Annotated in this window: 24 protein-coding genes; 10 read left to right on the forward strand and 14 right to left on the reverse strand. The window is 38.7% G+C overall.

From position 1 onward, the window contains the following. Positions 1-5: 5 nt before the first annotated feature. Positions 6-944, forward strand: coding sequence for a YihY/virulence factor BrkB family protein (locus BMW39_RS02750; RefSeq protein WP_034976992.1), 939 nt, complete (start codon positions 6-8; stop codon positions 942-944). Between the two features lie 209 nt (positions 945-1153). On the opposite strand, the gene nhaA is transcribed toward BMW39_RS02750, so the two are convergent. Beyond that, complete coding sequence (gene nhaA, locus BMW39_RS02755; RefSeq protein WP_034976994.1) at positions 1154-2320, reverse strand: Na+/H+ antiporter NhaA; 1167 nt, start codon at positions 2318-2320, stop codon at positions 1154-1156. After that, positions 2320-4521, reverse strand: coding sequence for a RelA/SpoT family protein (locus BMW39_RS02760; RefSeq protein ID WP_034976995.1), 2202 nt, complete (start codon positions 4519-4521; stop codon positions 2320-2322). The genes nhaA and BMW39_RS02760 overlap by 1 nt, the downstream gene beginning before the upstream one ends. An 89-nt stretch (positions 4522-4610) precedes the next feature. Here BMW39_RS02760 and BMW39_RS02765 point away from each other — a divergent pair, with 89 nt between their 5' ends. Beyond that, complete coding sequence (locus tag BMW39_RS02765) at positions 4611-5045, forward strand: VanZ family protein (RefSeq protein WP_175459319.1); 435 nt, start codon at positions 4611-4613, stop codon at positions 5043-5045. Positions 5046-5084: 39 nt separating this feature from the next. On the opposite strand, the gene proC is transcribed toward BMW39_RS02765, so the two are convergent. The 6 genes from proC to BMW39_RS02795 all read right to left on the reverse strand — a co-directional run bounded on the left by proC (position 5085) and on the right by BMW39_RS02795 (position 9948). Continuing rightward, the gene (proC, locus tag BMW39_RS02770) at positions 5085-5888 is read right to left on the reverse strand and encodes a pyrroline-5-carboxylate reductase (RefSeq protein WP_034976997.1); all 804 of its coding nucleotides are present in this window, start codon (positions 5886-5888) and stop codon (positions 5085-5087) included. 83 nt (positions 5889-5971) lie between these two features. Further along, positions 5972-6259, reverse strand: coding sequence for a hypothetical protein (locus tag BMW39_RS02775; protein WP_131474340.1), 288 nt, complete (start codon positions 6257-6259; stop codon positions 5972-5974). A gap of 234 nt (positions 6260-6493) precedes the next feature. Continuing rightward, on the reverse strand, positions 6494-7195 hold the full coding sequence (locus tag BMW39_RS02780) for a DsbA family oxidoreductase (protein ID WP_034977001.1): 702 nt from the start codon (positions 7193-7195) through the stop codon (positions 6494-6496). A 73-nt stretch (positions 7196-7268) separates the two neighbouring features. Further along, the gene (gene murB, locus BMW39_RS02785) at positions 7269-8282 is read right to left on the reverse strand and encodes a UDP-N-acetylmuramate dehydrogenase (protein WP_375600491.1); all 1014 of its coding nucleotides are present in this window, start codon (positions 8280-8282) and stop codon (positions 7269-7271) included. Next, a complete protein-coding gene (locus BMW39_RS02790; protein WP_034977005.1) occupies positions 8282-8728 on the reverse strand; it encodes a hypothetical protein in 447 nt (148 codons plus the stop codon). The genes murB and BMW39_RS02790 overlap by 1 nt, the downstream gene beginning before the upstream one ends. 17 nt (positions 8729-8745) lie before the next feature. After that, positions 8746-9948, reverse strand: a complete 1203-nt coding sequence (locus BMW39_RS02795) for a pyridoxal phosphate-dependent aminotransferase (RefSeq protein ID WP_034977007.1) — start codon at positions 9946-9948, stop codon at positions 8746-8748. Positions 9949-10255: 307 nt separating this feature from the next. Between BMW39_RS02795 and BMW39_RS02800 the strand changes: the two genes are divergently transcribed. From BMW39_RS02800 to BMW39_RS02810, 3 genes are all read left to right on the forward strand, one after another. Then, the gene (locus tag BMW39_RS02800) at positions 10256-10882 is read left to right on the forward strand and encodes a YiiX/YebB-like N1pC/P60 family cysteine hydrolase (RefSeq protein WP_034977008.1); all 627 of its coding nucleotides are present in this window, start codon (positions 10256-10258) and stop codon (positions 10880-10882) included. A 197-nt stretch (positions 10883-11079) separates the two neighbouring features. Continuing rightward, positions 11080-11511, forward strand: a complete 432-nt coding sequence (locus BMW39_RS19690) for a DUF4395 domain-containing protein (protein WP_074719284.1) — start codon at positions 11080-11082, stop codon at positions 11509-11511. Between the two features lie 25 nt (positions 11512-11536). Beyond that, a complete protein-coding gene (locus BMW39_RS02810; protein ID WP_074719303.1) occupies positions 11537-11848 on the forward strand; it encodes an NIL domain-containing protein in 312 nt (103 codons plus the stop codon). 60 nt (positions 11849-11908) lie between these two features. On the opposite strand, the gene murA is transcribed toward BMW39_RS02810, so the two are convergent. The 4 genes from murA to BMW39_RS02830 all read right to left on the reverse strand — a co-directional run bounded on the left by murA (position 11909) and on the right by BMW39_RS02830 (position 15005). Next, the gene (gene murA, locus BMW39_RS02815) at positions 11909-13222 is read right to left on the reverse strand and encodes a UDP-N-acetylglucosamine 1-carboxyvinyltransferase (RefSeq protein WP_034977011.1); all 1314 of its coding nucleotides are present in this window, start codon (positions 13220-13222) and stop codon (positions 11909-11911) included. Beyond that, entirely contained in the window at positions 13222-13890 is a 669-nt protein-coding gene (locus BMW39_RS02820) for a DUF4290 domain-containing protein (RefSeq protein ID WP_034977013.1), read from the reverse strand. The genes murA and BMW39_RS02820 overlap by 1 nt, the downstream gene beginning before the upstream one ends. A 234-nt stretch (positions 13891-14124) precedes the next feature. Next, on the reverse strand, positions 14125-14547 hold the full coding sequence (locus tag BMW39_RS02825) for a thiol-disulfide oxidoreductase DCC family protein (RefSeq protein ID WP_034977015.1): 423 nt from the start codon (positions 14545-14547) through the stop codon (positions 14125-14127). Further along, positions 14544-15005 carry a heme-binding domain-containing protein gene (locus tag BMW39_RS02830; protein WP_034977916.1) on the reverse strand — a complete coding sequence of 154 codons (462 nt, stop codon included), beginning with the start codon at positions 15003-15005 and terminating at the stop codon, positions 14544-14546. The genes BMW39_RS02825 and BMW39_RS02830 overlap by 4 nt, the downstream gene beginning before the upstream one ends. A 399-nt stretch (positions 15006-15404) precedes the next feature. Between BMW39_RS02830 and der the strand changes: the two genes are divergently transcribed. Together der and upp are read left to right on the forward strand one after the other, a co-directional pair. Beyond that, the gene (gene der, locus BMW39_RS02835) at positions 15405-16715 is read left to right on the forward strand and encodes a ribosome biogenesis GTPase Der (RefSeq protein ID WP_028121367.1); all 1311 of its coding nucleotides are present in this window, start codon (positions 15405-15407) and stop codon (positions 16713-16715) included. A gap of 677 nt (positions 16716-17392) precedes the next feature. Next, complete coding sequence (gene upp, locus BMW39_RS02840; protein WP_034977017.1) at positions 17393-18043, forward strand: uracil phosphoribosyltransferase; 651 nt, start codon at positions 17393-17395, stop codon at positions 18041-18043. A gap of 62 nt (positions 18044-18105) precedes the next feature. Here upp and BMW39_RS02845 read toward each other — a convergent pair whose 3' ends face one another. Both BMW39_RS02845 and glgP read right to left on the reverse strand, forming a co-directional pair. After that, positions 18106-18762: a ComF family protein gene (locus BMW39_RS02845; RefSeq protein ID WP_034977019.1), complete on the reverse strand. Its 657-nt coding sequence runs from the start codon at positions 18760-18762 to the stop codon at positions 18106-18108. Between the two features lie 99 nt (positions 18763-18861). Beyond that, the gene (glgP, locus tag BMW39_RS02850; protein ID WP_034977020.1) at positions 18862-20514 is read right to left on the reverse strand and encodes an alpha-glucan family phosphorylase; all 1653 of its coding nucleotides are present in this window, start codon (positions 20512-20514) and stop codon (positions 18862-18864) included. Positions 20515-20815: 301 nt separating this feature from the next. Here glgP and BMW39_RS02855 point away from each other — a divergent pair, with 301 nt between their 5' ends. From BMW39_RS02855 to BMW39_RS02865, 3 genes are all read left to right on the forward strand, one after another. Continuing rightward, complete coding sequence (locus BMW39_RS02855; RefSeq protein ID WP_034977022.1) at positions 20816-21595, forward strand: hypothetical protein; 780 nt, start codon at positions 20816-20818, stop codon at positions 21593-21595. A 181-nt stretch (positions 21596-21776) separates the two neighbouring features. Next, positions 21777-22163, forward strand: a complete 387-nt coding sequence (locus tag BMW39_RS02860; protein WP_034977024.1) for an HU family DNA-binding protein — start codon at positions 21777-21779, stop codon at positions 22161-22163. Positions 22164-22554: 391 nt separating this feature from the next. After that, positions 22555-22977: a hypothetical protein gene (locus tag BMW39_RS02865; RefSeq protein ID WP_034977026.1), complete on the forward strand. Its 423-nt coding sequence runs from the start codon at positions 22555-22557 to the stop codon at positions 22975-22977. Positions 22978-23002 lie beyond the last annotated feature (25 nt).

Below are 23002 nucleotides of genomic sequence, written 5' to 3' on the forward strand. Positions count from 1 at the left end.
ACTGAATGGCAAAAAAAATACAGCGTTTTTTCCTGAATATCAAAAACTTTTTCGAAGGGATCCATATTCCGGTTTTGGGAATCTCTCTGTGGAAGATGTTTTCGATATACTCGGATGCGATCTTCAAAAATCCTTTGGGCAGACAGGCCGCGAGTATTTCGTGGAACTTTTTCCTAAGTCTTTTTCCGATGATCCTGTTCTTTCTGTCGGTGCTACCATTTATGCCACATTACGACAAACTTCAGTTCTACATCTTCGAAGTTTTGATGCCGAGGGTTTTTCCGTCCCACATGCAAAGCGACGTTACATCCTACATCCAAGAAAGCATCATTCCGAATATGAAATCAATCAGCAACTTGACGATCTTATTATCTTTCGTTTTTGCGACAAATGGTTGTTTTACCTTGATCAATGGATTTAATCGAAATACGGAACTCTCGAGAACCTTTGTCAAAGAATACCTTTTGGCGATGCTCGTGACAATCTGTTTCCTGACCTTGGTTTGTCTTTCGATTTTCGGAATTTACTACAGTGAGGTTGTTTTGAAGCTCTACACACCAACATACGACGTCACGTGGTTTACCAAAAATTTAACGAAAATCATCAGTTTTGTATCGTTTCCGATATTCTATTTTGTTTTGTTGACTTTGTTCTATTGGGTCGGCTGTCTGAAGATCACACGGATTCGTGAGGCTTTTCCAGGCGCGATCTTAACGACTGTCCTCTTTGTTCTTTTAACCTATTTCTTTGCCATCTATGTAGCGAATATTGCGAGATATAACGTCCTTTATGGTTCCATCGGATCCATTATTTTGGTCATGGTCTGGGTAAACGTGAATGTGTTTTTGGTTTTGATGGGAAATGAACTCAATCTCGCTATCAAAAAAGTGAAGCTGGAAAAGATCGTTCGCGATGAGATGAGGACCATTAACGAAATAAATTAAATCATTATTAAATGAAATAATTAGCCAAAATCATTATATTTACAATAGTTAAAAAGCAACCAACATTAAAATATAATAAAATGGCAAAAGGTCAAGACGTAAAAAAGGCTGTGAAAAAAGAGCCTTTGAAAACAGCAAAAGAAAAAAAAGAAGCCAAAAGAGAAAAGAAAAATGCTTCTAAAAGAGATTAATAATGACAAACCTTTCAACTAAACACTGAAAGGTTTTTTATTGGATTTTAATAAAAGATATCCTGTAATTCCAGATAGAACAGAAGCAATCAAAATACTGATCTTCGAAATGTTCTGGATCTCAACTTCATCTGGAAAGGCCAAAAGCGAAACAAAGATGGACATTGTAAAACCTATTCCCGCCAAAAATCCTACACCGATCATAGCTTTCCAGCCCGAGAAAGCTGGTAATTCTGCCCACTTCATTTTTATCGATAACCAAGAAAATAGATTGATCCCTACCACTTTACCTACAAATAATCCACCAATAATTCCCAAACTCAAAGGATTGATGAAACCTTCGAAAACTTCTTTTTGAAAGGTGATATTCGTGTTTGCCAGCGCAAATAATGGCATGATCACAAAACTAACGGGAATATGAAGTTTGCCCTCTAATTTTTCTAAAGGTGAAATCTCAGTTTCAGAACTATTGGTCGGAATGGTGAAGGCCAAGATCACGCCCGCAATCGTCGCATGAATGCCGGAATGGTGCATAAAATACCAAAGAAACAAACCCGGAATCAAATAGAAAGTCAAATTTTTGACGCCAGCTCTATTAAAAATAATTAATAAGGCGGTGATGCCTGCGCAAATTCCCAAAGATATCCAATCGATTTGAGCTGTGTAAAATAATGCGATGACAATGATGGCTCCCAGATCATCCACAATTGCCAAAGCGCTTAGAAATATTTTGAGAGAATTTGGAACGCTTTTTCCAAGCAAAGAAATGATGGCCAAAGAAAACGCAATATCCGTCGCCATGGGAATTGCCCAACCGTTTTTATAATCTGTATTGTGATTTAAGCTAAAGTAGATCAGAGCAGGAATCAGCATTCCACCAACGGCCGCAAAAATCGGAAGACTCGCTTTTTTGATGTCAGACAATTCGCCTTCCAGCAATTCCCTTTTGATTTCCAAACCCACCAAAAGAAAGAAAATCGCCATCAATCCATCATTCACCCAAACGGAAACCGAATAGTTAAGATGAAAGACCTTAATACCAAACTTCGAATCCAATAAACCCTGAAAACTATCAGACAAAGAACTATTAGCAATCAGTAAGGAGATCACGACAAAAGTGATCAAGACGATTCCTGAACTTTTGCTGTTGTGAAAAAATTGCTGAAAGTATTTTGATAAGATCATTACGTTCGTTTCACTTTTGAAACGCCATTAATTCCTTTCAGTTGTTTGAATGTTTCCTCCAGTTGGCTTTTGTTCTTGACTTCCAGATTGATATTTCCGGTGAAGATCCCATCGTTGGAGGAGATGCTCATGCTTTTCATATCCATGTTCATAGAGCCAGAGATGACCGCTGTGATGTCATTGATCATTCCTATTCTGTCCAGACCTTCGATCTCGATCTTGATCCTGTTTTTGAAGCTTTCTGCATTCACCCACTTCGCCTGCAAAACTCTGTAATCGTAGTTTGCTCTCAGATTGATGGCATTCGGGCAGCTGTCATTATGGATCTTGATCCCGTCGGAAATGGTGATGAATCCAAAGATCTTGTCGCCTGGAATCACCGTACAACATTTTGCAAAGGAGTAATTCAGTTTTTCCTCATCTTTCCCAAAGACGATCATGTCCAGATTAGAATCTACCTTTTCTATGAAATCTTCTTTGTTGGAAGTCTTTCTAAAGCGCTGGAAAAGGTTGCTGAGAATGCTTTTTCCGTCCGCGTATCGTTTGATGTCGCCAATGTCGAATGTTCCGTTCTGAAAACCTAAGAAAAGGTCTTGGGACGTTTTCAGGTTCAAGGATTTTTGCAGACCATTGATCTCTTCGTCAGAAAAATTCAGTTTGGCGTGGCGCATTTTTCTCTGCAGAATTTCCTTTCCTTCGGAGGTATTGATGTTCTTTTCAGAATTAAGGATATTCTTGATCTTCGATTTGGCTTTGGAAGTCACTACAAAATCCAGCCAATCCGGTTTTGGCTTTTGGTTTTGAGAAGAAAGGATATCGATCTGATCTCCGTTTTGCAGTACATAACTGATTGGAACCAATTTACCATTGATCTTTGCGCCAAGACATTTTGTTCCTAGATCAGAGTGAACCGAGAATGCAAAATCTAACGCTGTTGCTCCTGTTGGAAGGATTTTGATCTCACCTTTTGGGGTGAAGACGAAAACTTCTTTGGAGTAGAGATTTAATTTGATATTATCAAGAAGTTCGGATGTGGAAAGGTTTTGTTGTTGTTCCAAAACATCGCGGATCTCCGTTACCCAATTTTCAAATCTCTGATCATCGGTGTTTTTACGATAGCCTTCTTTGTATTTGTAATGCGCTGCAACGCCTTTTTCTGCGATCTCATTCATCCTTTCGGAGCGGATCTGCACTTCGATCCATTTTTTGTCAGGACCCATTACGGTCAAGTGGAGACTTTCGTAGCCTGTCGATCTTGGTTGCGAGATCCAGTCGCGCATTCGCGAAGGATTGCTTTGATACAGGTCGGTTACAATTGAGTAAATTTTCCAGGCCAGGAATTTTTCATTTCTTGGATCGGATTTATAAATAATTCGAATGGCGTAATTATCATAAACTTCCTCAAAGGTTACGTTCTGCTTCTGCATTTTCCGATAGATGGAGCTGATGGCTTTTGCACGTCCTTTGATCGTGAAGTTGAGATTTTCCTCCTGCAATTGTTCAGACACTTCTTTGGTGAATTCCTCAACATATTTTTCACGACCTTCTTTTGCTGTTTCCAATTTACCAAGGATCTCTTGGTAAACGTCGGGATTATTATATTTCAGAGAAAGGTCCTCGAGCTCGGACTTGATGGAATAAAGTCCGAATCTGTGCGCCAGTGGTGCGTAGATGTAGGCTGTTTCCGAAGCGATCTTTTTCTGCTTCACAGGATGCATGCTGTCCAACGTTCGCATATTGTGAAGCCTGTCTGCGATCTTGATCAGGATCACACGGAAATCTTCAGAAAGCGTTAGGAGTAATTTTCTGTAATTTTCGGATTGAACAGAGATATTCTGCTGGTTCATCACCGAGATCTTCGTCAGTCCACTTACGATGTCTGCAATGGTTTTCCCGAATATCTTTTCCAGATCCTCATAAGTATATTCAGAATCTTCGATCACGTCGTGGAGTAGGGCGCAGGCAATGCTTGTCGCACCCAGACCAACTTCATTGGCTACGATCTTTGCAACTTCTATCGGATGGTAGATGTACGGCTCGCCAGTTTTTCTGCGCTGGTCTTTGTGCGCATCCAAAGCAATGTCAAAAGCCTTTCGGATCAGCTTATTCTGTTCCTCATCCAACGTCCGGTAGGTGTTGTTGATAAGGTCTTTATATCGGGCAAGGATTTCCTTGTTTTCTTTCTCTAAATCGTAGATCATCGGTTGGCTTTATCTCTAAACGAATATAAGAAAATTAATACAGATTATCAAGCTATATTTGTACAGCTTTTTTATAATTAATTGGTTTAATGAGAGAAAAATATTGGAAAATATTCAGGAAGTTTTACAGGATCTTTATTCCGTTTTACACGATTTTTCTTTTGTATCTGATGTTTTTCGGATTCGGGAGAAGTCAGTACGATATTAATATTGTAAGGCTTTCACCGCTGATTTCAACCTTTAGTTTTGTGAAGGAAACGATTCTGTGGAAAACGATTGTTATCAATGTTTTCGGGAACATCATCATGTTCACACCTTTCGGCTTTTTAGGAATTGGCTTTCCGAATCTCAATGATTTTAAAACTTTAATGATCAACTTTCTTTCCGGAATTATCATCATCGAAAGTCTTCAGTATTTCACCAGACTTGGCGTATTCGATATTGATGATATTATTTTAAATACGATTGGTGTAGTAATAGGATTTTGGTTTTACAAATTTTGCGCTGCGAGAGCCTCAGCCTGACACCCTCAAATTCTCCGACTCTCTACTCTCCAACTCAAATTACTTATTCAATTCCTTAGCACGATTTTCCGCCGCCAATATTCCTTTTTGTAAAATAGATTTTAATTGATTTTCATCAAAAGTTTTCAAAGCCGCTTCTGTTGTTCCACCTTTTGACGCGACATCTTTGATTAATTCTTCCAGAGATCTGTCCGAATTATTGATGAGGTGATAAGCGCCTAACATCGTTTGTTTCACGAAAAGTTTCGAAAGATTTTCATCGATTCCCATTTCGGTTCCGGCTTTTATCATCGCATCGATGATGTAATAGAAATATGCTGGGCCACTTCCTGAAAGTGCCGTTACGCCGTCCAGAAGACTTTCGTCTTCCAAATAAACAGAGCGTCCAGTGGAATTCAATAATCGCTCGACATTCATTAATTCTGAAAAATAAATTCCGTCTGCCGCTGTATAACCCGTGATTCCCATTCCCAGAAGCGTAGGGGAATTTGGCATTGCGCGAACCACGAATTTATGATTCAAAAGTTTCTGGATTTTCTCTATGGAAATTCCTGCCATTATCGACAAGACCAAAGATTTTTCTGAAATTTTGAAAGGCAGATTTTCCGCAACGAAAGTGAAATCCTGAGGCTTCACAGCGATGATGATTAAATCAGCTTCCAGATTTTTGATTTCCTCAAACGTTGAGATTGCTGAGTCGGGAAAAGATTCTTTTAGTTTGGATTTTTTACTTTCATTTCGTGTGATGAGATGGAGGTTTTGCGGTTTTATCAATTCATATTTCAAGAACGATCTCGAAAACGAAATGCCCATATTTCCTGCTCCTAAAACTGCGATTTTCATTTGTGTTTTTTAGTTTTAAATCTTTTACGAATTACAATTTACTGTCGTAATTTGCTAATTTAATAGTAAAGCTAAGAATTTATTTATTTCCATTTTGCTCCGAAGGATACAATTAAGAAATAAATAATAAACATTATTAAATTGGTTGTTAAGTTTACAAATATGAAAGGTCTAAGTAAATTCCAGCCTCTCATTTTCTGTTTTAATGCGAGTAAGTAAAATGGAAATTCGATTATTAAAGTAGCAAGAAAAGAAACAAACATTCCAACTACAAAACCTTTTAATTCATATTCTCCTAATCTTGTTTTTCCTCCCCAAAAATCAGTATTTCCACTAAGCTCAGAAAAATGTGGAGCGATATAATCCAACAAACATTGAAATATAATTCGCAAGAACAATGAGCCATTTTCTATTTAAAACATGGAACTTAGAAGTCAATGTTTTACTTTCATAAATTCCAATTATGGCGTTTATCCAAATTAAATGTAAGAATCCAAACCACATCATTGGTGAGCCTGCATTTGCCAGAACAAAAATCGGTAATAAAATTAAAGCTAAAAGGATTAATGAATTTTCTTTACTCATTAAGATTCGTGTTCTTTGTTTTAGCAATTTCCATCAATTTTACAGGAATCACCTTCTTCGATAATTTTTAATTTGGAATCGTTTTCAGAAAATTCTGACCAGCTTTTTTCCAAAACTTCGGAAAAAAGGTCGATAGGTTGAGCACCGGAAACGCCATATTTTTCATTAAAAACAAAAAATGGAACACCTTTTATCCCTAAGGAATTGGCGGCGAAAATATCATTCTTTACCAACTTTGCCAACTCCGGAGATTGTACAGCGTCTTGGATTTCTTCTTTTGGAAATCCCAATTTTTCTCCAATTTCTGAAAGCACTTCAACATCATCAATATCTTTTCCTGATTTGAAATAAGCTTCAAAAAGAAGTTCTTCCATTTCATTCGCTTTTCCTTTTTCTTTCGCGATTTGAACCAACATTTGACTTTTGAAAGAATTAGAAACCTTCACGTCATCAAAATTAAAATCAATCCCAGCATTTTTCCCTGATTGGATCAGGTTTTCGTGCATTTGCATAATTTGAGCCATCGGAAAACCTTTCACTTCAGATAGATATTCGTAATGATTTTTGGCCAAATCGGTTTTCATATTGGGGTCGAGTTGGAACGAATGCCAATTGACCTCGACTTTATCATTCTGAGAAAATGTCTGAAGTGCTTTCTCAAAATTTCTTTTTCCGATGAAACAAAACGGACAACGTGTGTCACTCCAAATATCTACTTTCATTTTTTTATTTTCAGTATTTTCTAATTCTACAACCCCTTCAGAGTTTCAAACTGTGAAGGGGTTTCTGATGTTTTTAAATAATATTCACTTCCCGTTCCAGCTCAATTCCGTATTTTTCTTTTACGGAATCAATAATCATTGTTGAGAAATCAAAAATCTCCTTTCCAGTCGCATTCCCAGTTGCATTGATGATGACCAGAGCCTGAAGTTTATGTGAAGCCACATTCCCGATTTGCTTTCCTTTCCAGCCACATTGTTCAATGAGCCAACCTGCAGGAACTTTTACAAAATCACCATTAGGATAACCAGGAATATTTTCGAATTTTAGTTTCAAAGTTTCATATTGTGCGAGCGGAATTGTCGGATTTTTGAAAAAACTTCCAGCATTTCCAATCTCTTTTGGGTCGGGCAATTTGCTTTGTCTGATATTGATGACCGCTCTGGAAACATCTTGAATCGTCGGATTGATGATTCCCAAATTTTCCAATTCAGATTGGATGGCGCCATATTCCACATCAATTCTATGGGTTTTTGTGGTCAGTCGGAAAGTCACTTCCAAAATCACATATTTCCCTTTTCCTTCCTGCTTGAAAATCGAATCTCTGTAACCAAATCGGCATTGTTCCGAGTTCAGGGTTTCGAGTTCAAGGGTTTTAAGATTCAAAACTTTGCAACTTTCAAATACGTCCTTGATTTCCGTACCGTAAGCGCCAATATTTTGCATCGGCGAAGTTCCGACGTTTCCTGGAATCAACGACAGATTTTCCAATCCACCATAATTTTTTTCCAGACAAAACATCACAAATTGATGCCAGTTTTCACCAGCTTTTGCAGTAACTAAAATTTCATTATCATTGATGATCTCCTCCGTAATTCCCTTCAGATTCAATCTAATTGCCAAACCTTCAAAATCCTTTGTCAAAAGCAGATTGCTTCCGCCACCTAGGAAGAGTTTGAGCGTTTGAGTGTTTGAGGATTTGAGAGTTTCTGTGAGTTCTTCTACTGAATTGACTTCAGCAAAAAATCTTGCGGATGCATCTACGCCAAATGTGTTGAAAGGTTTGAGAGAAATGTTTTCCTGGATCATTATTTATACTGAGGAAGCAAATTATTCAATTCGGTTTTCAGTTTTTCCAATTGTTTGTAACCTACAGATCCAACGGGAACATTGTAAAATTCATATTCTTTGGAATCTGTAACGATGGTAAAGATCTGGTCTGGACCGTCATAATGTCCGCGTCTTTCGCCACTTTGGGTTTTTTCTAAAATTGAGATATCAATTCCGGAAACTAATTTTGTCCAATCCTTCGTGTTTATTTTCTTTTTGAAGCTTGGGAATTCCTCAGTTCTTCCACCTCTCGCAGATGATTCCAAAGAGTCTTTGCTCGCATTGATAAACGTTGCGCCGCCTCGTCCCATTGTATGTCTGTACGAAACCGATTTGATGGACGAAGTAGTTTGAGCAGTTGTTTTGCAGCTAAGCAAAAACAAACTGATTGCTGAAAGGACGAATCCTATTTTGATAATTTTCATCACTGTATTTTTTTATTTTAATTAAATTCAGAATTGTATTGGGTGATCGCATCTTTCAGGATCTCAACACTTCTTTTCAGATCTTCCTGTTTCAAAACGTAAGCGATCCTCACTTGTTTTTTTCCAAGTTCAGGATTGCTGTAGAAGCCACCCATTGGCGCGACCATTACGGTTTCACCGTTGTTAGAATAGCTTTCCAAAAGCCATTGTGCAAACTTCTCTGTGTCATCCACCGGCAATTCTACACCGCAGTAAAATGCGCCTTTTGGTTTTGGACAGATAACACCGGGAATCTCATTCAATAATCCGACCAAAAGGTCACGGCGCTGTTTGTATTCCTCTCTTACTTTAGCAATATATTCTGCATCATTTTTGTGCGCAGCAGTTGCAGCAATCTGTCCCAATAGAACTGGACTCAATCTTGCCTGAGCAAAAAGAATTGCCGCGTCGTGGATTTTTTTGGAACGCGTGATCAGACAGCCAATTCTTGCACCACACATCGAATATCTTTTTGATTCAGAGTCGATGACGATGACGTTGTCTGCCACTTCTGGAAACTCGAACATAGAGATCTGTTGTTCTCCGTCGTAGACATATTCTCTGTAAACTTCGTCGGAAATAATGACGATATCGTGTTTCTTTGCGATCTCTGCCAATTGCTGAAGTTCTTCTCTTGAATATAAATAGCCTGTTGGGTTTCCTGGATTACAGATAACAATCGCTCTTGTTTTATCTGTAATTCTCTCTTCAAATTCTTCGATTGCTGGTAAAGCAAATCCTGTATCAATCGTAGATGGAACAGCAACGATATTGATGTTGAAAGTTCCTGCAAATCCGTTATAATTTGCATAATATGGTTCTGGAATAATGATTTCGTCTCCATCATCACAAAGTGTGGAAATGGCGAAGTTCAGAGCTTCGGAACCACCGTTGGTTACGATGAAATTATCTGTGGTCAAATCTGTGAATCCTAAAGAATGGTAGTAATCTCTAAGCGCAGTTCTGTATTCCAGATTACCTTCGGAAAGTGCGTATTCGTAGATTTTGAGGTGGTTGTTTTTGATGGCTTCCAGCGCAGTTTCCGGCGTTTCGATATCGGGTTGACCAATATTGAGGTGGTAAACTTTGATTCCTTTCTGTTTTGCTGCTGTTGCAAACGGAACTAATTTTCTAACTGGAGAAGCGGGCATATGCTGAGCGCGCTGAGATATTTTCGGCATTGTTTATTGACTTTGGGATACAAAAATAGTGATTTTTTGGTTGTCAGTTGATAGTTTTCAAAATTCGAGAGAATGTGATTTGATGACAGATCGTGAACATTTGCGAAGCTGCAGCCCGGCCTGAGTGGAAATCCTTTTTTGCTTGTACTTACATTCTATTTGAACTGGAAACTTTCTGCAAAAAAGATTGGGAACGGAGGACGGAAAAGCTGCCATAAAAATATTTGTAAATAGCTTTCAACTCAAAGTCTAAAAATTAATAAGTAAATGCTTTCTGTAATTTGAATCTTCAATTATCTTTGCAGCTATGAAAAAATCGGTTTTACTTTTTTTGTTCTTGTTGACATTAAGTTGTAAAACTTACAATACCTCAATTTTGGAAAACGGAGATCTGCTTTTTGTGCCTGCTGTGGAAACGGGATTGTCTGGCGCGATCAACAATGTGACGCAAACGGAAAAGAAAACTTCGTACGACCATATCGGAATCGTGAAGAAGGAATCTGAGCATTTGTACGTGCTCCACGCTGCTCCGAAAGGCGGCTCTCAGAAACAAAAACTCAATTCTTTTTTGAAGGAGCAAACCAAACTTGGACAAAAAATTGACGTTTATCGTCTGAAAGAAGAATATCAAAGTATCATTCCAAATTCTGTTTCGAAGGCAGAAACTTTGGTTGGGAAACCTTATAATTTCAATTATATTCTCGACGAAAATTCCTATTACTGTTCAGATTTTGTGGAAAGGGCGTTTCGTGAGAATCAAATCTTCACTTTGGAACCAATGACTTTCATCGACCCGAAAACGAAAACGACCAATGCGTTTTGGGAAAAATTCTATCAAGAAAGAAACCTGAAAGTTCCGGAAGGTGAGCCAGGCTGTAATCCCAATGGATTGGCGGCTTCTGAAAAATTGAGTAAAGTCGGGGAACTGAAATAAAATTTTTTAAATTTAATTCATACTTATTTGGTGGGAATTAAATAATTTATATATTTGCAGTAGAATTAGAATTAAATGAAAGGCATCTTCTCTCAAATCATAATGTGTAACTCCAAGTAAATCATTGGATAGGAGAGAATATGTCATAAGCTTTACCTTTCCGGTAGAGCTTTTTTTATTTAAAAATTTTAAGAACGATGAATCAAACAAATAAATTTTACACGGACGAAAATACAATCAGATCGACTGCGTTTTTGGTGATCATTGTTCTCGCGGTAGCCCTTATTTTCAAGTGGCCGTATTTGGTTTTACTCTTAGTTTTTGATTTTATTATGAGGGCTTTAGGCTTATCACTTTCTCCTTTAGCCCTTTTTTCAAGATCGATCTCGAAAATATTGGGATGGAAAAGGAAACCGATCTTCGCGGCACCTAAAAGATTTGCGGCGACACTGGGTTCTCTTTTTACATTATTGGTTTTTTTATTGATGCTCAATGGATTGTATGATCCGGCTTTCGCAGTCGGGTTTCTCCTGATCATCTTAGCAAGTCTGGAAAGCTTTTTCAAAATTTGTGTCGGCTGTTATCTCTATCAATTCCTTGTCGCTCCAATCCAAAATAAATTTAAATAATCAACTCACCAAAAAATATTCAATTATGATCTATCCACAAGAAACGCAGAAAGGAGGCTTCTTTCAAAAGCCCACAAAGGAAATAATCCTGGAAATAGAACTGAATGGTAAAATAAGATTTGATATCCTGCTTTACACGATCTACAATCATTACAAGATCAGCTACAAGATCGTGAACGCGCATATCGAATATCTGAATGGCAATAACTTCGGCAACGTAAAACTTCTTCTGAAGATCACGGATGACGAAATAGATAAGATCGAAAATTACCTTGGTGAATATAAACTGATGAGTTGCAAAATACCAGTCCTACAACAAACAAAGGAAGCTTCATAATGAGCTTCCTTTAATTTTTTATAAATGATCAAGCTGTCGGCTGACAACTAAAATTACTAGTTATTGTTCGATTCTTCTGATGTCTGCGCCGATCGCTCTCAATCTTTCGTCGATATTCTCATAACCACGATCGATCTGTTCGATGTTCTGAATGATGGATTTTCCTTCTGCAGAAAGCGCCGCGATCAACAAAGCATTTCCAGCTCTGATGTCTGGCGAAACCATAGATGTTCCTCTCAACGGTGTTTCCTGATTCATTCCGATGACGGTTGCTCTGTGTGGATCGCAAAGGATGATCTGCGCGCCCATATCAATTAATTTATCGACGAAGAACAAACGGCTCTCGAACATTTTTTGGTGGATCAAAACAGAACCTTTGGCCTGAGTTGCCACAACCAATATGATTGATAATAGATCCGGCGTAAATCCTGGCCAAGGTGCATCTGAAACAGTCAAGATCGATCCATCGATGAATTTCTGGATCTTGTAATTTTCCTGAGAAGGAATATAAATATCATCGCCTCTTTGTTCCAATTCAATTCCTAGTTTTCTGAAAGTATTCGGGATCACGCCCAGTTCATTCCAGTTTACATCTTTGATGGTGATCTCCGATTTGGTCATCGCAGCTAACCCGATCCAAGAGCCGATCTCTACCATGTCTGGTAACATTCTGTGGTCTGTTCCATTCAATTTGTCAACACCTTCTACAATTAGAAGATTGGAACCGATTCCGGAAATATTTGCGCCCATTCTGTTCAGCATCTTGCATAGTTGCTGAAGGTATGGTTCGCAAGCTGCATTGTAAATACTCGTTTTTCCTTTTGCCAAAACGGCAGCCATTACGATATTGGCTGTTCCGGTTACAGAAGCTTCTTCAAGAAGAATGAATTTTCCTTTCAATTCTTTAGCTCTTAGAGAATAATAAGCTTCTTCTTCATCATAAGTGAATTCTGCGCCCAATTCCACAAAACCTTGGAAATGCGTGTCCAGACGTCTTCTTCCAATCTTGTCTCCGCCAGGTGTTGGCAAATAGGCTTCACCAAATCTCGCCAACATTGGACCCAAGATCATCACAGAACCTCTCAGTTTTGCGCCATCTTTCTTGAATTCCTGAGATTTTATATAATCGAAATTGACCTCATCTGCTTTGAAAGTGTAGTCTCCTTTTCCGTTTTTCGTAACTTTTACGTTAAAATCCTGTAAGATGTCAATCAATTTGTTGACATCTTTAATATCCGGAATATTACTGATTCGCACCTCATCTTCAGTCAACAAAACAGCACAAAGGATTTGTAAAGCTTCATTTTTCGCACCTTGTGGTGTGATCTCTCCGCTTAGTTTTTTTCCTCCTCGTATTTCGAACGCATTACTCATTATTTTCTCTTGTTTTTATGGTTTTGGAAGTTATTCCTTCTGTTATTGTTGTTATTATTTTGATTTGGATTCCTGTTGTTACTATTGGGGTTCCTGTTGTTATTATTTCTGTTGGCAGCGTAGTAGATCTTGCTTCTTTCCAACGATTCCAAAGTGGTGAGGTCCAGTTTGTCATTCGAAAGTTCCTTCAAGTGGCGGAAGATCACATCATCCTGCACGTGTTCCTTGTTGTAGACATTGTAGGACTTTTTCATATTATTGGCGATCACGTGGGTCAAAGCTTCTTTCTCGTCGCCTTCTTCCAGTGCGATGGCTTTTTCTATCAATTGCAGGATGCTTTTCCCGTAGAATTTATAAGCATTATCCAAAGAAGGATAGTCCATTTTTCTAGGTTTTGTGATCAGGTCATCCGCAGAAAGTACCGGATACGGAGAATCTACGTCCAGATTGTGGTCTGCCAAAATAAACAAGTGGTCCCAAAGCTTGTGCTTGTAGTTTTCCTCATCGCGGAGATGTGGGTTTCTCTGTCCCATAAACTCGATGATGGCAAGCGCCATTTCATTTCTTTCTTCTTTGGTTTGCAGGGTTTTGCAATGCTCCACCAGCTGCTGTATGTTGCGCCCATATTCGGGCAGTAATAGTTGTGTTCTGTCGGTATTATAATCCATAATGTGCAAATATAAAAATATAAAATCAGAAAAAATTCAATTTTAAAATTTTAGAAAAAACTAACAATTATTTGGGCGTGTCCCTTTGTTTCCCAACCGCAAGATCCCAACGCAAAACAAGCGGGCCGTGCTTTCCGCTATATCTTTTTTCCACAGCCGCATTTTCCACCATCAAAAAAAGGATGCCGCTGCAATCACTCACGCAGCTACAACGTCAATTCACGCTACAACCAGTTAATTGATGAATTTTTTCCGCTGGTCCGCACTTGGTAAGAAACATTGGTTTGCAGCCAATTTTTTACGATTTCTGGAAACGAGATTGTAGAATTGATTTCCAATTGCGTCAGGAAGTATCTTCCCAATTGAAGCTAACGAATAGATACCGCCAATTTCTGAAGCAATTTCCAAAATCGCCTGATATTTGGTCAAATAGAAACTATCTGGTTTCCAAAGGTAAAGCGTATCAAAAACCTGGTTGGGCAGATTTCGTTCATTCAAAAACTTCTGCCCAAATTCCGATTGTAATGACGAGAACAAGAACTTGTCATTTTTATCCTTCTCCAAGATCCATTGCACCCAATGGTTGCAAAATCCACATTCGCCATCATAGAAAACGATGTTCTTGTCTTTGAAACTTACTGAGATATCTGTGGTCATAAGGCGTTGGCTTGTTGGATTTGTTTCTGGACCATTCGGAAATAATCCACTAATTGTTTTCTTTGTTCATCGGTTAATTTCGCATCAGGATGTCCGAGCGTGTAACTTTCCAAAGGCATTTTCTTTTGCTCCACATATTCCGCAGCCTCTTCCAATTTATGAATTTGACGTTTGGAATCGTAGGTTGCAAATGTAGAGAAATTAAGTTCCAGTCTTGCTTCATCAATATGACTTTTCAAAAGCCAACCCGCTGGCTGAATGTAACTGTAAGCCGGATATTTGGTCTCGTTGGAATGACAATCGTAGCAAGAATTTCTGATGATGTTGGCAATCGGTTCCGGCGTGTTTTTAATCTTTATAAAATCCATTCCGTCGTTGGTCGCGGGATTCACTTTATCAATTTGAAAAAACTGGATCATAATGAAAGCCACCAATAGAATAATTAATACTTTTTTCATAGTTTGATTTTGCATTAATATAACAAAATCTCGTCCAAAACTTAAAATCAAGAAGGAAGGCAGAATAATAATAGTGTATATGAAGTTTAATTTATCATAGTAGAATATTTAGCACTTAAGTTTAGATTAATTATAAAATAGTAGTTCACATTAGAACACATAAGTGATTCCTTAAGTGAACTCTAATAAGCATTTTATTTATGCTCTAAAGTGACTTTAGTGTTAAAATTAAAACATCAGTAGTCTCTAATCTCACAATCAAAACAATAAACCCAATCAAAACAACAATATTTCGTACATTTGCAAAAATTTTGGGCTTCGAAAGTCGAAGTAACCCATTCTTAACCAAGTCTTACGCTCAATGATTCTTAACCTGAGCTGAGACCAAGAAACAAATTTATGTCAAATATTGTCGCAATCGTTGGGCGTCCCAACGTAGGAAAATCCACATTATTTAATCGATTATTAGAAAGAAGAGAAGCTATCGTAGATTCCACTGCCGGCGTTACCAGAGACCGTCATTACGGAAAATCTGACTGGAACGGCGTTGATTTTACCGTGATCGACACAGGTGGTTACGACGTAGGAACAGACGACGTTTTCGAAGTGGAGATCCGCAAGCAGGTTCAATTGGCTGTGGACGAAGCAACCTCTATCATCTTTATGGTAAGCGTGGACGATGGACTTACAGACACCGATCAAGAGATCTTCGAATTATTAAGAAAATCAAACAAGCCTTTATATTTGGTAGTCAACAAAGTGGATTCTTCCAAAGAAGAACTTCCTGCAACCGAGTTTTACCAATTAGGCGTTGAAAAATATTTCACTTTATCTTCCGCAACAGGCTCCGGAACTGGAGAATTGCTAGATGCTGTCGTGAGAGACTTCCCGACTACAGATTACAAAGATCCGTTCGAAGGTTTACCAAAGATCACCATCGCAGGTCGTCCAAACGTAGGGAAATCTACAATGACGAACGCACTTCTCGATGTTGAAAGAAATATCGTAACCGATGTTGCCGGAACTACAAGAGACAGTATCCAGACTTTGTACAACAAATTCGGACACGAGTTTGTGTTGGTAGACACTGCCGGAATGCGTCGTAAAGCGAAAGTTTCCGAGGATCTGGAATTTTATTCCGTAATGAGATCCATCCGCTCCATCGAATATTCCGATGTTGTGATCTTGATGGTAGATGCCACACAGGGTTGGGAATCTCAGGATATGAATATCTTCGGATTGGCTCAAAAAAACAGAAAAGGAATCGTGATCCTTGTCAACAAATGGGATCTCATCGAGGACAAACACACCAACACGATCCGTGATTTCGAACAATCCATCAGAGACAAGATCGGTCAGTTCAACGATATTCCCATTCTTTTCGTTTCCGCTTTGACAAAACAAAGGATCCTGAAAGCCGTAGAAATGGCAATGGTCGTTTACGAAGACCGTAAGAAAAAGATCAAAACGTCCAAACTGAATGAAGTGATGTTGCCGATCTTCGAAGCAATGCCACCGCCATCCAACAAAGGAAAATACATTAAGATCAAATATTGTGTGCAGTTGCCAACGCCATCGCCACAGTTCGTATTCTTCTGCAACCTTCCGCAATATGTGAAGGAGCCGTACAAGCGATTCACCGAAAATCAACTTCGAAAAAACTTTGGTTTCACCGGAGTGCCAATCGAGATTTACTTCAGACAAAAATAAAATCCAAACCCTTTCTTAGTTCAAACTTCGAGAGGGTTTTTTATTTTAGGAGCATCACGTGTCTATTTCTTTTCACCATTCCAACCCGCTATCCACTATATCTTTTTCTTTCAGGTTGCCACAGCTCGGACCAATGCAACCTAAAAGAAAAAGGATGCCGTTGCTATCGGGGCTATGTTGAGGTTTTCAACCATCTTTCAAGTTTTCAAAGTGCTTCAAAGCAAAGTTGTCTCGACGAAAGTCGCGGAGCGATGATTTATTGGTAGAAAAAGAATTGTAGTATTTTCAAAGCTCCAGAGGAGCGAACTGTTACAATAAGATAATATTATGTATTACCAACGCAATTATATCTTCCGAGAAAATCCAAACAGTCTACATTCCTACGGAATGACAAAGTAATGATAAAAAAATCTGATGTTGGCAACATCACCAAAGCCTAAGATTTAGAAAGAAACCACAGCGTGGCGAACTATTGGTAGAAAGTAATTGAACGATTGTCAGAGCTCCAGAGGAGCGACCTGTTGGTAGGAAAAAAATCAACACCATTAGCAAAGCTCCAGAGGAGCGACCTATAACCATCAAAATATCATTAAATAACGTATTTCATCAAAAATTATTTGGAACCAAATCCAGACAATTTCCAAATTTTTACGATATTTACCCACAAAATAAACGAAATGCTAAAAGTTTTATCAGAAGAATTCTCATTGGTGAACTCCTGGATCAATGACCTTCGAAATGTTGAGGTACAAAATGACCGCTTAAAATTCCGTAGAAATATGGAACGCATCGGCGAAATTGCCGCTTTCGAGATCAGTAAAACTTTGAATTTCATCGACATTGAAATCACCACGCCACTGGAAAAGATCTCCGTCAAAGAAATCGAAACACAGCCTGTGATCACTACGATCCTTAGAGCTGGAGTTCCGCTATTCCAAGGGATTCTCAATTATTTTGATAAGGCAGATTGTGGATTTGTGGCGGCGTACAGAAAGCACGACATCAACGATTATTTTTCCATCAAACAAGATTATCTCACCTGCCCGAAATTGGACGGTCGTCCACTGATTGTAGCTGATCCCATGTTGGCAACCGGCGCATCCCTAATCGAAGCCATCAAAGATCTTTTGACCAACGGAAAACCAACTTCCATTCATATCGTCGCGGCTATTGCAAGCCGACAAGGTGTAGAAACCATCCAAAAAGCGTATCCTGACGCAAAGATCTGGATTGGTGCATTGGACGAAAGTCTGACTCCAAAAGGTTACATTACGCCAGGTTTGGGCGACGCGGGCGATTTGAGTTACGGCGAGAAACTTCAGAGATAGATCATTATAAATGATAATCGATTGCCACTCATCATTTATCAACTATCAACCATCATTTATATTTACACGTCCATCGCCATCACAAGCAAACTGACCTTCACATTGTCAGAATTGTTTATGATTTCCCAGGCAATGTTGGAACTTGTGTTTCCAGTGGTGTAAACATCATCGATCAATAATAGATGCTTATCACGGATCTTCTCGGTCAGTTGGTAGGCATTTTTTGTTTTCAGGCGTTCATGCTGGTCTTTCTTTGCTTGTGCTTTGGAATGTTTTGTTCGCTGAAGAAGGGAATGACTGATTGGAATCTGAAAATGCTTTGACAACTCATTCGCGAAAATATGAAGTTGATTGTAGCCTCTTTGTTTCAGCTTTTTGGGATGGAGTGGAACGGTGGCGATGAGGTCTGGCTTTTTGTCTTCGAAGTTTAATTTCTCGATGGTCCATTCTGCGATATTCTTTCCTATCTTTTCCCGGTGGTTGTATTTCAGTTGTTGGATGATCTTCTGCGCCAGGCTTTCCTTTTCGTAAAGCATTAATGAAAATGCATTTTCGACCGGAAATAGGAGAGAAGCCTTTTCCTTCAAACCATTGTTTTCTGAGAATCGATGATGGGAAAAATGGATCTTGTCTTTGCAGATCTCGCACACGATCTCTCTTTTGTCAATCAACTGATTGCAATCCAGACAGCGGTTTGGGAATAGGAAATCGAAGATCATAGGTTGTATTTTTCTTAAAACTAAATTAAAAAATTAATTCAAATAAAAAAGCCTTTCAGAAAATCCGAAAGGCTAGAGTTATTTTTAATGGAAGAAGAATTAATACATCAATTTGTAATATTCGTCTGCCATTCTATCACTATTGAACTGCGTTTTGACATCGTCCATCGAGGTATGGACAATCTTTCTCCATTGGTCTGGCTTCTCGTAATATGCTGGGATGATCTCATTTTCCAAAACTTCATAAAGATTATTAAGGTCAAATTGATCTTGCTCTAGTGTTGGCCAGTTGTCATAATCTGCTTTTGGAACCACGAATGAGTTTTCTCCGTGTTTCGCAAATTCCGGGATCCATCCGTCATCTGTTGATAAGTTCACAGATCCATTCATGGCTGCTGTCATTCCGCTGGTTCCGGAGGCTTCTCTAGGCACTCTTGGGTTGTTCAACCAAATGTCAGAACCTTGTTTTAATGATTTGCTTAATGATAATTCGTAACCTGTAAGCACGGCCATATTTTTATGATTCTTGCTTTCTTCAACTAAATTGTTGAAAGTGGAGATTGAGCCATAATCCATTGGATATGGTTTTCCTGCCCAAATGATCTGCACCGGATGTTCTTTGTTCGAAAGCATTTTTCTGAAACGCTCTTTGTCCGCCAAAAGAAGGTCGGCTCTTTTGTAGCCTGCGAAACGTCTTGCCCAAACAATAGTCAATACTTTCGGGTCAAACATATTTCCGGTCTGGTCTGCCACAATTCGGAAAGCTCTTTTCTTAAGGTAAGCTTTTCTGATGTCGAATTCCACATTGTCGCCATCTTCCTTATGTTGGTAAAGCGCTTTGTCTGCCCAATATTTGAACTCCTGAGCATTGGTGATCGATTTGATCTCACAGATGCCTTCGTACTTGTTCCACATCTCTCTGGAAACTACGCCGTGCAGCTGGGAAACACCATTCGCAACTCTCGCCATTCTCAAAGCACAAAGTGAGTGGTTGAATTTGTCATCTTCTACACCTTCAATCGTCTTAACCTCGTCTATTGTCAATCCGCAGAAGTAGGACATATCGTGGCAAAGGTGGATGTTGTGTTTTTCATTTCCGGCTTCTTCTGGTGTGTGTGTGGTGAAAACCAATTTTTCTTTTACTTTGGCCAGGTCGCCACCATATTTTCTTAATAAATAGAATGCTGCCGGCAATCCGTGCGCTTCGTTCAAGTGGTAAACCTCTCTTTCGAAATTCATCTCGTCCAACAATTTTGCACCACCTTTTCCTAGAAGGATGTATTGGGCAACTTTGGTAGATTCGTTCGCGTCGTATAGTTTGTGGCAGATGGTCTTTGATAAATGGTCATTCTCAGGAACATCTGTGCTCAAGAAGAACATCGGGCAAGTTTTGAAAGTCTCTGGAGCCAAGTACCAAACTTTTACCCAAACCGGAGCATTGTGAATCTCGATCTGGAATTTGATGCCTGTGTCTTCCAGGAAGCTGTACATTTTCTTGGTCCAGATCGGATTCAGGGTTTGATCCATATTTCTACTTTGGTCGTAGTAGCCATATTTCCACAAGATCCCGATTCCCACGAAATCCTGTTTCAAATTGTAAGCACTTTTCATATGAGAACCCGCCAGGAATCCAAGACCACCGCTGTAGATCTTGAGCGATTGGTCGATTGCGAATTCCATGGAGAAATAAGCTGTTTTTTTGGCGTAATCTGGATTGATGCTGTAAGGCATCTTGAAGTTTTTAAAATCCATTCGTTTTAATTTTTAAGGTCTTGTCTATATGCCTGCAAATATAACAATTAGTTTTTTGTACAGTCAGTTACAGTCTTATATTATGCAAAAATGTAACCATCAAATGAAGGATCACGCTGTCATTGCTTGTTCATGAAGTTTATCTTAATTTTTTGTAACCTTTATTTTGCCGCTTGTTGCTGTATCGTCAGGCTGAGGTTCTCGCCGCCTTTTGATTTTATTATTAATTTTAATTCATATAAGTATTTAGTGTTCAATTATTTATTAAATTTAAACAGGTTTAATTTCTAATAAAATCAAGATGATCTATTGTGAAGACCTTCAGAAGAATTTGGACGTTTGTATGGCCTCCAAAACCGGCAAGTCGGATAATCTGGTCAAATGGTATGACTCCATCGGCAGCGCCAATCTGCATGAGCGCGAGGAATATCAGAAGAAGACCGAGCTTCTCTTGCTGAGTACTTTGTTCGCGCATTATCCCGATATCGAGATAGAAAATCTGACGGGCGAGAGTCCGGATTTTATTATTAATTATCAAGGGCAAAGCATCGGTGTAGAAGTTTCGGAGATCATCAATCATTTTGAACTCAAAAAAAAGGAAAGCTACATCAATCACATTTTCCGAACCGTGGAGAGTTTGCTGGCGGATTATAAAAGTCTTTCCGGTATCTACTACCTCAGCATCGATTATCATCAGGACGATTTTTATCAACAACCAGAGCAATTGATCAAGGAGATATCATCTGCGATCACCAACAACAAGAACACCAAATTTGTCAAACATATCAGAAGAACGCCCCATCACAAGGGCGTTCTTTTGTTTTTGGAGTACCGCTTTTCTTTGTTTGATGAGCTCCATTCCGAGAAGATCCGCCAAGTGATTGAGAAGAAGAACAGCAAGTACAAACTTTATCATTCCAAGGCGAAAGAATGCTGGCTGGTGCTGGTCTCTAACATGTACAACATCGCTTCCCGCTACACCTACATCCACGCCAAAGAAGAGTTGAAGAATATCAGCAGCCCCTTCTCCAGGATTCTGCATATTGAGAATCTGCATAGTCAGATGATGGTGATCAAATGATCGTATTGATTTAATCTTTTGTTTTTGAAATATTATGTTAAATATATAGTGTTTTTGATGTAAAATATTATGTTAAATAGAATTTTATTTGTGTTTTTGTTAAATATTTTTCTTTTTACGTCAATTTTATTTATTAATTTCAGCCCAATGCAATCATGCAGAAACACAAATATTTTTTATTATGCCAATCAAGTACAAATTGATGCACAGAACACAGCCTGGTGTTGCAGGTGGAGGAAGAAAAAGGTGGTATGCCGCCATTGCCAGCGATGGAGAAGTCACTATAGATGATCTAGTAAAGCAAATCGAAAAATTCTCAGCGCTGAGTGAAGCCGACATCCGTGGGGTGATCATTGCATTGGAGAATGTCATCCAAGATCAGCTTGTCAATGGAAAGATCATCCGACTGGATAAGTTGGGTAGTTTCTATCCTAGTCTTTCCAGCGAAGGTGTTGAAAAAGATGTGGATTTCACAGTTGCCAACATCAAGGGAGCAAAGGTCAATTACAGACCTGGAAAACGCATCAGCGATTCATTGTCTACAGCCAGCTTCAAGAAAAAGGACTAAGGCTTTAAAAAAGTAAGCTTACTTTCACCCAAAAGTAAGCTTACTCTTGACCCAAAGTAAGCTTACTTTTCCAAAAGAGTAGGCTTACTTTTTTTTTGACAAGGTAACAATGTATTCTCCGCTGGCAGTTCAACCTATTTTTTAGTGATCATGTGCAGCCTTGGACAATATGTTGTATGAAATATCAGGAAGGCCCATACCAAGATATCTTTGTATTATTGAATAAATTTACCTGCTGCAATGGCAATGCGAAGTGAAAAACTTTATCATAATGGCATTGATATTAAACAATAGTTTAGTCTATTAATTACGGTAATGTTAAATTTTTGAAGAAGTAGCAATGGATTGGGTAAAAAGTTTAAATTTGCCTACCACAATAAAAATTTGATTGATGAAAAAATTTTATTCTCCGTTCTGCCACAGAACCGTGTTCTTTTTACTTTTTATGCTGACATTCGTGAGAGGGTGGGGGCAGGTTTTTTCCGAAAGTATGGGAACAACTGCTACCACTGGACAGGCCATTGCTACGTATACAGGATTTCAGAATACTGGCTCATTAACTTTTTCAGGTTCAGCAGTTATGAGAAATACCTCACCTTCTTCAGGTTATACTGGCGCAAGTGCTTCAATTAATGTTTCATTTGAATCTTTTGACAAAGACTTTATTATAGATAATATTAATGCAAATTCATACACTGATTTAGTTTTGTCATTTGGATTAATCAAAGTTAATGCAGCTTCTAATACACACTTTAAAATATCTTACAGTACTACTGGTTCAACAGGTGTTTTCACAGATATTCCTGTGTATTAAGTGGAAGTACTTGGGCATTATACAG

The sequence above is a fragment of the Epilithonimonas lactis genome (assembly GCF_900110605.1).
Classification (GTDB): Bacteria; Bacteroidota; Bacteroidia; order Flavobacteriales; family Weeksellaceae; genus Epilithonimonas; species Epilithonimonas lactis.

What these genes read in the sequence shown, in the direction of transcription:
- BMW39_RS02750 (WP_034976992.1), top strand. Translation starts at nt 6, where the DNA reads ATGGCAAAAAAAATACAGCGTTTTTTCCTGAATATCAAAAACTTTTTC.
- BMW39_RS02760 (WP_034976995.1), bottom strand. Translation starts at nt 4,521, where the DNA reads ATGATCTACGATTTAGAGAAAGAAAACAAGGAAATCCTTGCCCGATAT.
- BMW39_RS02825 (WP_034977015.1), bottom strand. Translation starts at nt 14,547, where the DNA reads ATGACCACAGATATCTCAGTAAGTTTCAAAGACAAGAACATCGTTTTC.
- BMW39_RS02855 (WP_034977022.1), top strand. Translation starts at nt 20,816, where the DNA reads ATGATCTATTGTGAAGACCTTCAGAAGAATTTGGACGTTTGTATGGCC.
- BMW39_RS02860 (WP_034977024.1), top strand. Translation starts at nt 21,777, where the DNA reads ATGCCAATCAAGTACAAATTGATGCACAGAACACAGCCTGGTGTTGCA.
- BMW39_RS02830 (WP_034977916.1), bottom strand. Translation starts at nt 15,005, where the DNA reads ATGAAAAAAGTATTAATTATTCTATTGGTGGCTTTCATTATGATCCAG.
- BMW39_RS02790 (WP_034977005.1), bottom strand. Translation starts at nt 8,728, where the DNA reads ATGAAAATTATCAAAATAGGATTCGTCCTTTCAGCAATCAGTTTGTTT.
- murB (WP_375600491.1), bottom strand. Translation starts at nt 8,282, where the DNA reads ATGATCCAGGAAAACATTTCTCTCAAACCTTTCAACACATTTGGCGTA.
- BMW39_RS02865 (WP_034977026.1), top strand. Translation starts at nt 22,555, where the DNA reads ATGAAAAAATTTTATTCTCCGTTCTGCCACAGAACCGTGTTCTTTTTA.
- BMW39_RS02795 (WP_034977007.1), bottom strand. Translation starts at nt 9,948, where the DNA reads ATGCCGAAAATATCTCAGCGCGCTCAGCATATGCCCGCTTCTCCAGTT.
- BMW39_RS02810 (WP_074719303.1), top strand. Translation starts at nt 11,537, where the DNA reads ATGATCTATCCACAAGAAACGCAGAAAGGAGGCTTCTTTCAAAAGCCC.
- glgP (WP_034977020.1), bottom strand. Translation starts at nt 20,514, where the DNA reads ATGGATTTTAAAAACTTCAAGATGCCTTACAGCATCAATCCAGATTAC.
- BMW39_RS02800 (WP_034977008.1), top strand. Translation starts at nt 10,256, where the DNA reads ATGAAAAAATCGGTTTTACTTTTTTTGTTCTTGTTGACATTAAGTTGT.
- nhaA (WP_034976994.1), bottom strand. Translation starts at nt 2,320, where the DNA reads ATGATCTTATCAAAATACTTTCAGCAATTTTTTCACAACAGCAAAAGT.
- der (WP_028121367.1), top strand. Translation starts at nt 15,405, where the DNA reads ATGTCAAATATTGTCGCAATCGTTGGGCGTCCCAACGTAGGAAAATCC.
- upp (WP_034977017.1), top strand. Translation starts at nt 17,393, where the DNA reads ATGCTAAAAGTTTTATCAGAAGAATTCTCATTGGTGAACTCCTGGATC.
- murA (WP_034977011.1), bottom strand. Translation starts at nt 13,222, where the DNA reads ATGAGTAATGCGTTCGAAATACGAGGAGGAAAAAAACTAAGCGGAGAG.
- proC (WP_034976997.1), bottom strand. Translation starts at nt 5,888, where the DNA reads ATGAAAATCGCAGTTTTAGGAGCAGGAAATATGGGCATTTCGTTTTCG.
- BMW39_RS02845 (WP_034977019.1), bottom strand. Translation starts at nt 18,762, where the DNA reads ATGATCTTCGATTTCCTATTCCCAAACCGCTGTCTGGATTGCAATCAG.
- BMW39_RS02820 (WP_034977013.1), bottom strand. Translation starts at nt 13,890, where the DNA reads ATGGATTATAATACCGACAGAACACAACTATTACTGCCCGAATATGGG.
- BMW39_RS02765 (WP_175459319.1), top strand. Translation starts at nt 4,611, where the DNA reads ATGAGAGAAAAATATTGGAAAATATTCAGGAAGTTTTACAGGATCTTT.
- BMW39_RS19690 (WP_074719284.1), top strand. Translation starts at nt 11,080, where the DNA reads ATGAATCAAACAAATAAATTTTACACGGACGAAAATACAATCAGATCG.
- BMW39_RS02780 (WP_034977001.1), bottom strand. Translation starts at nt 7,195, where the DNA reads ATGAAAGTAGATATTTGGAGTGACACACGTTGTCCGTTTTGTTTCATC.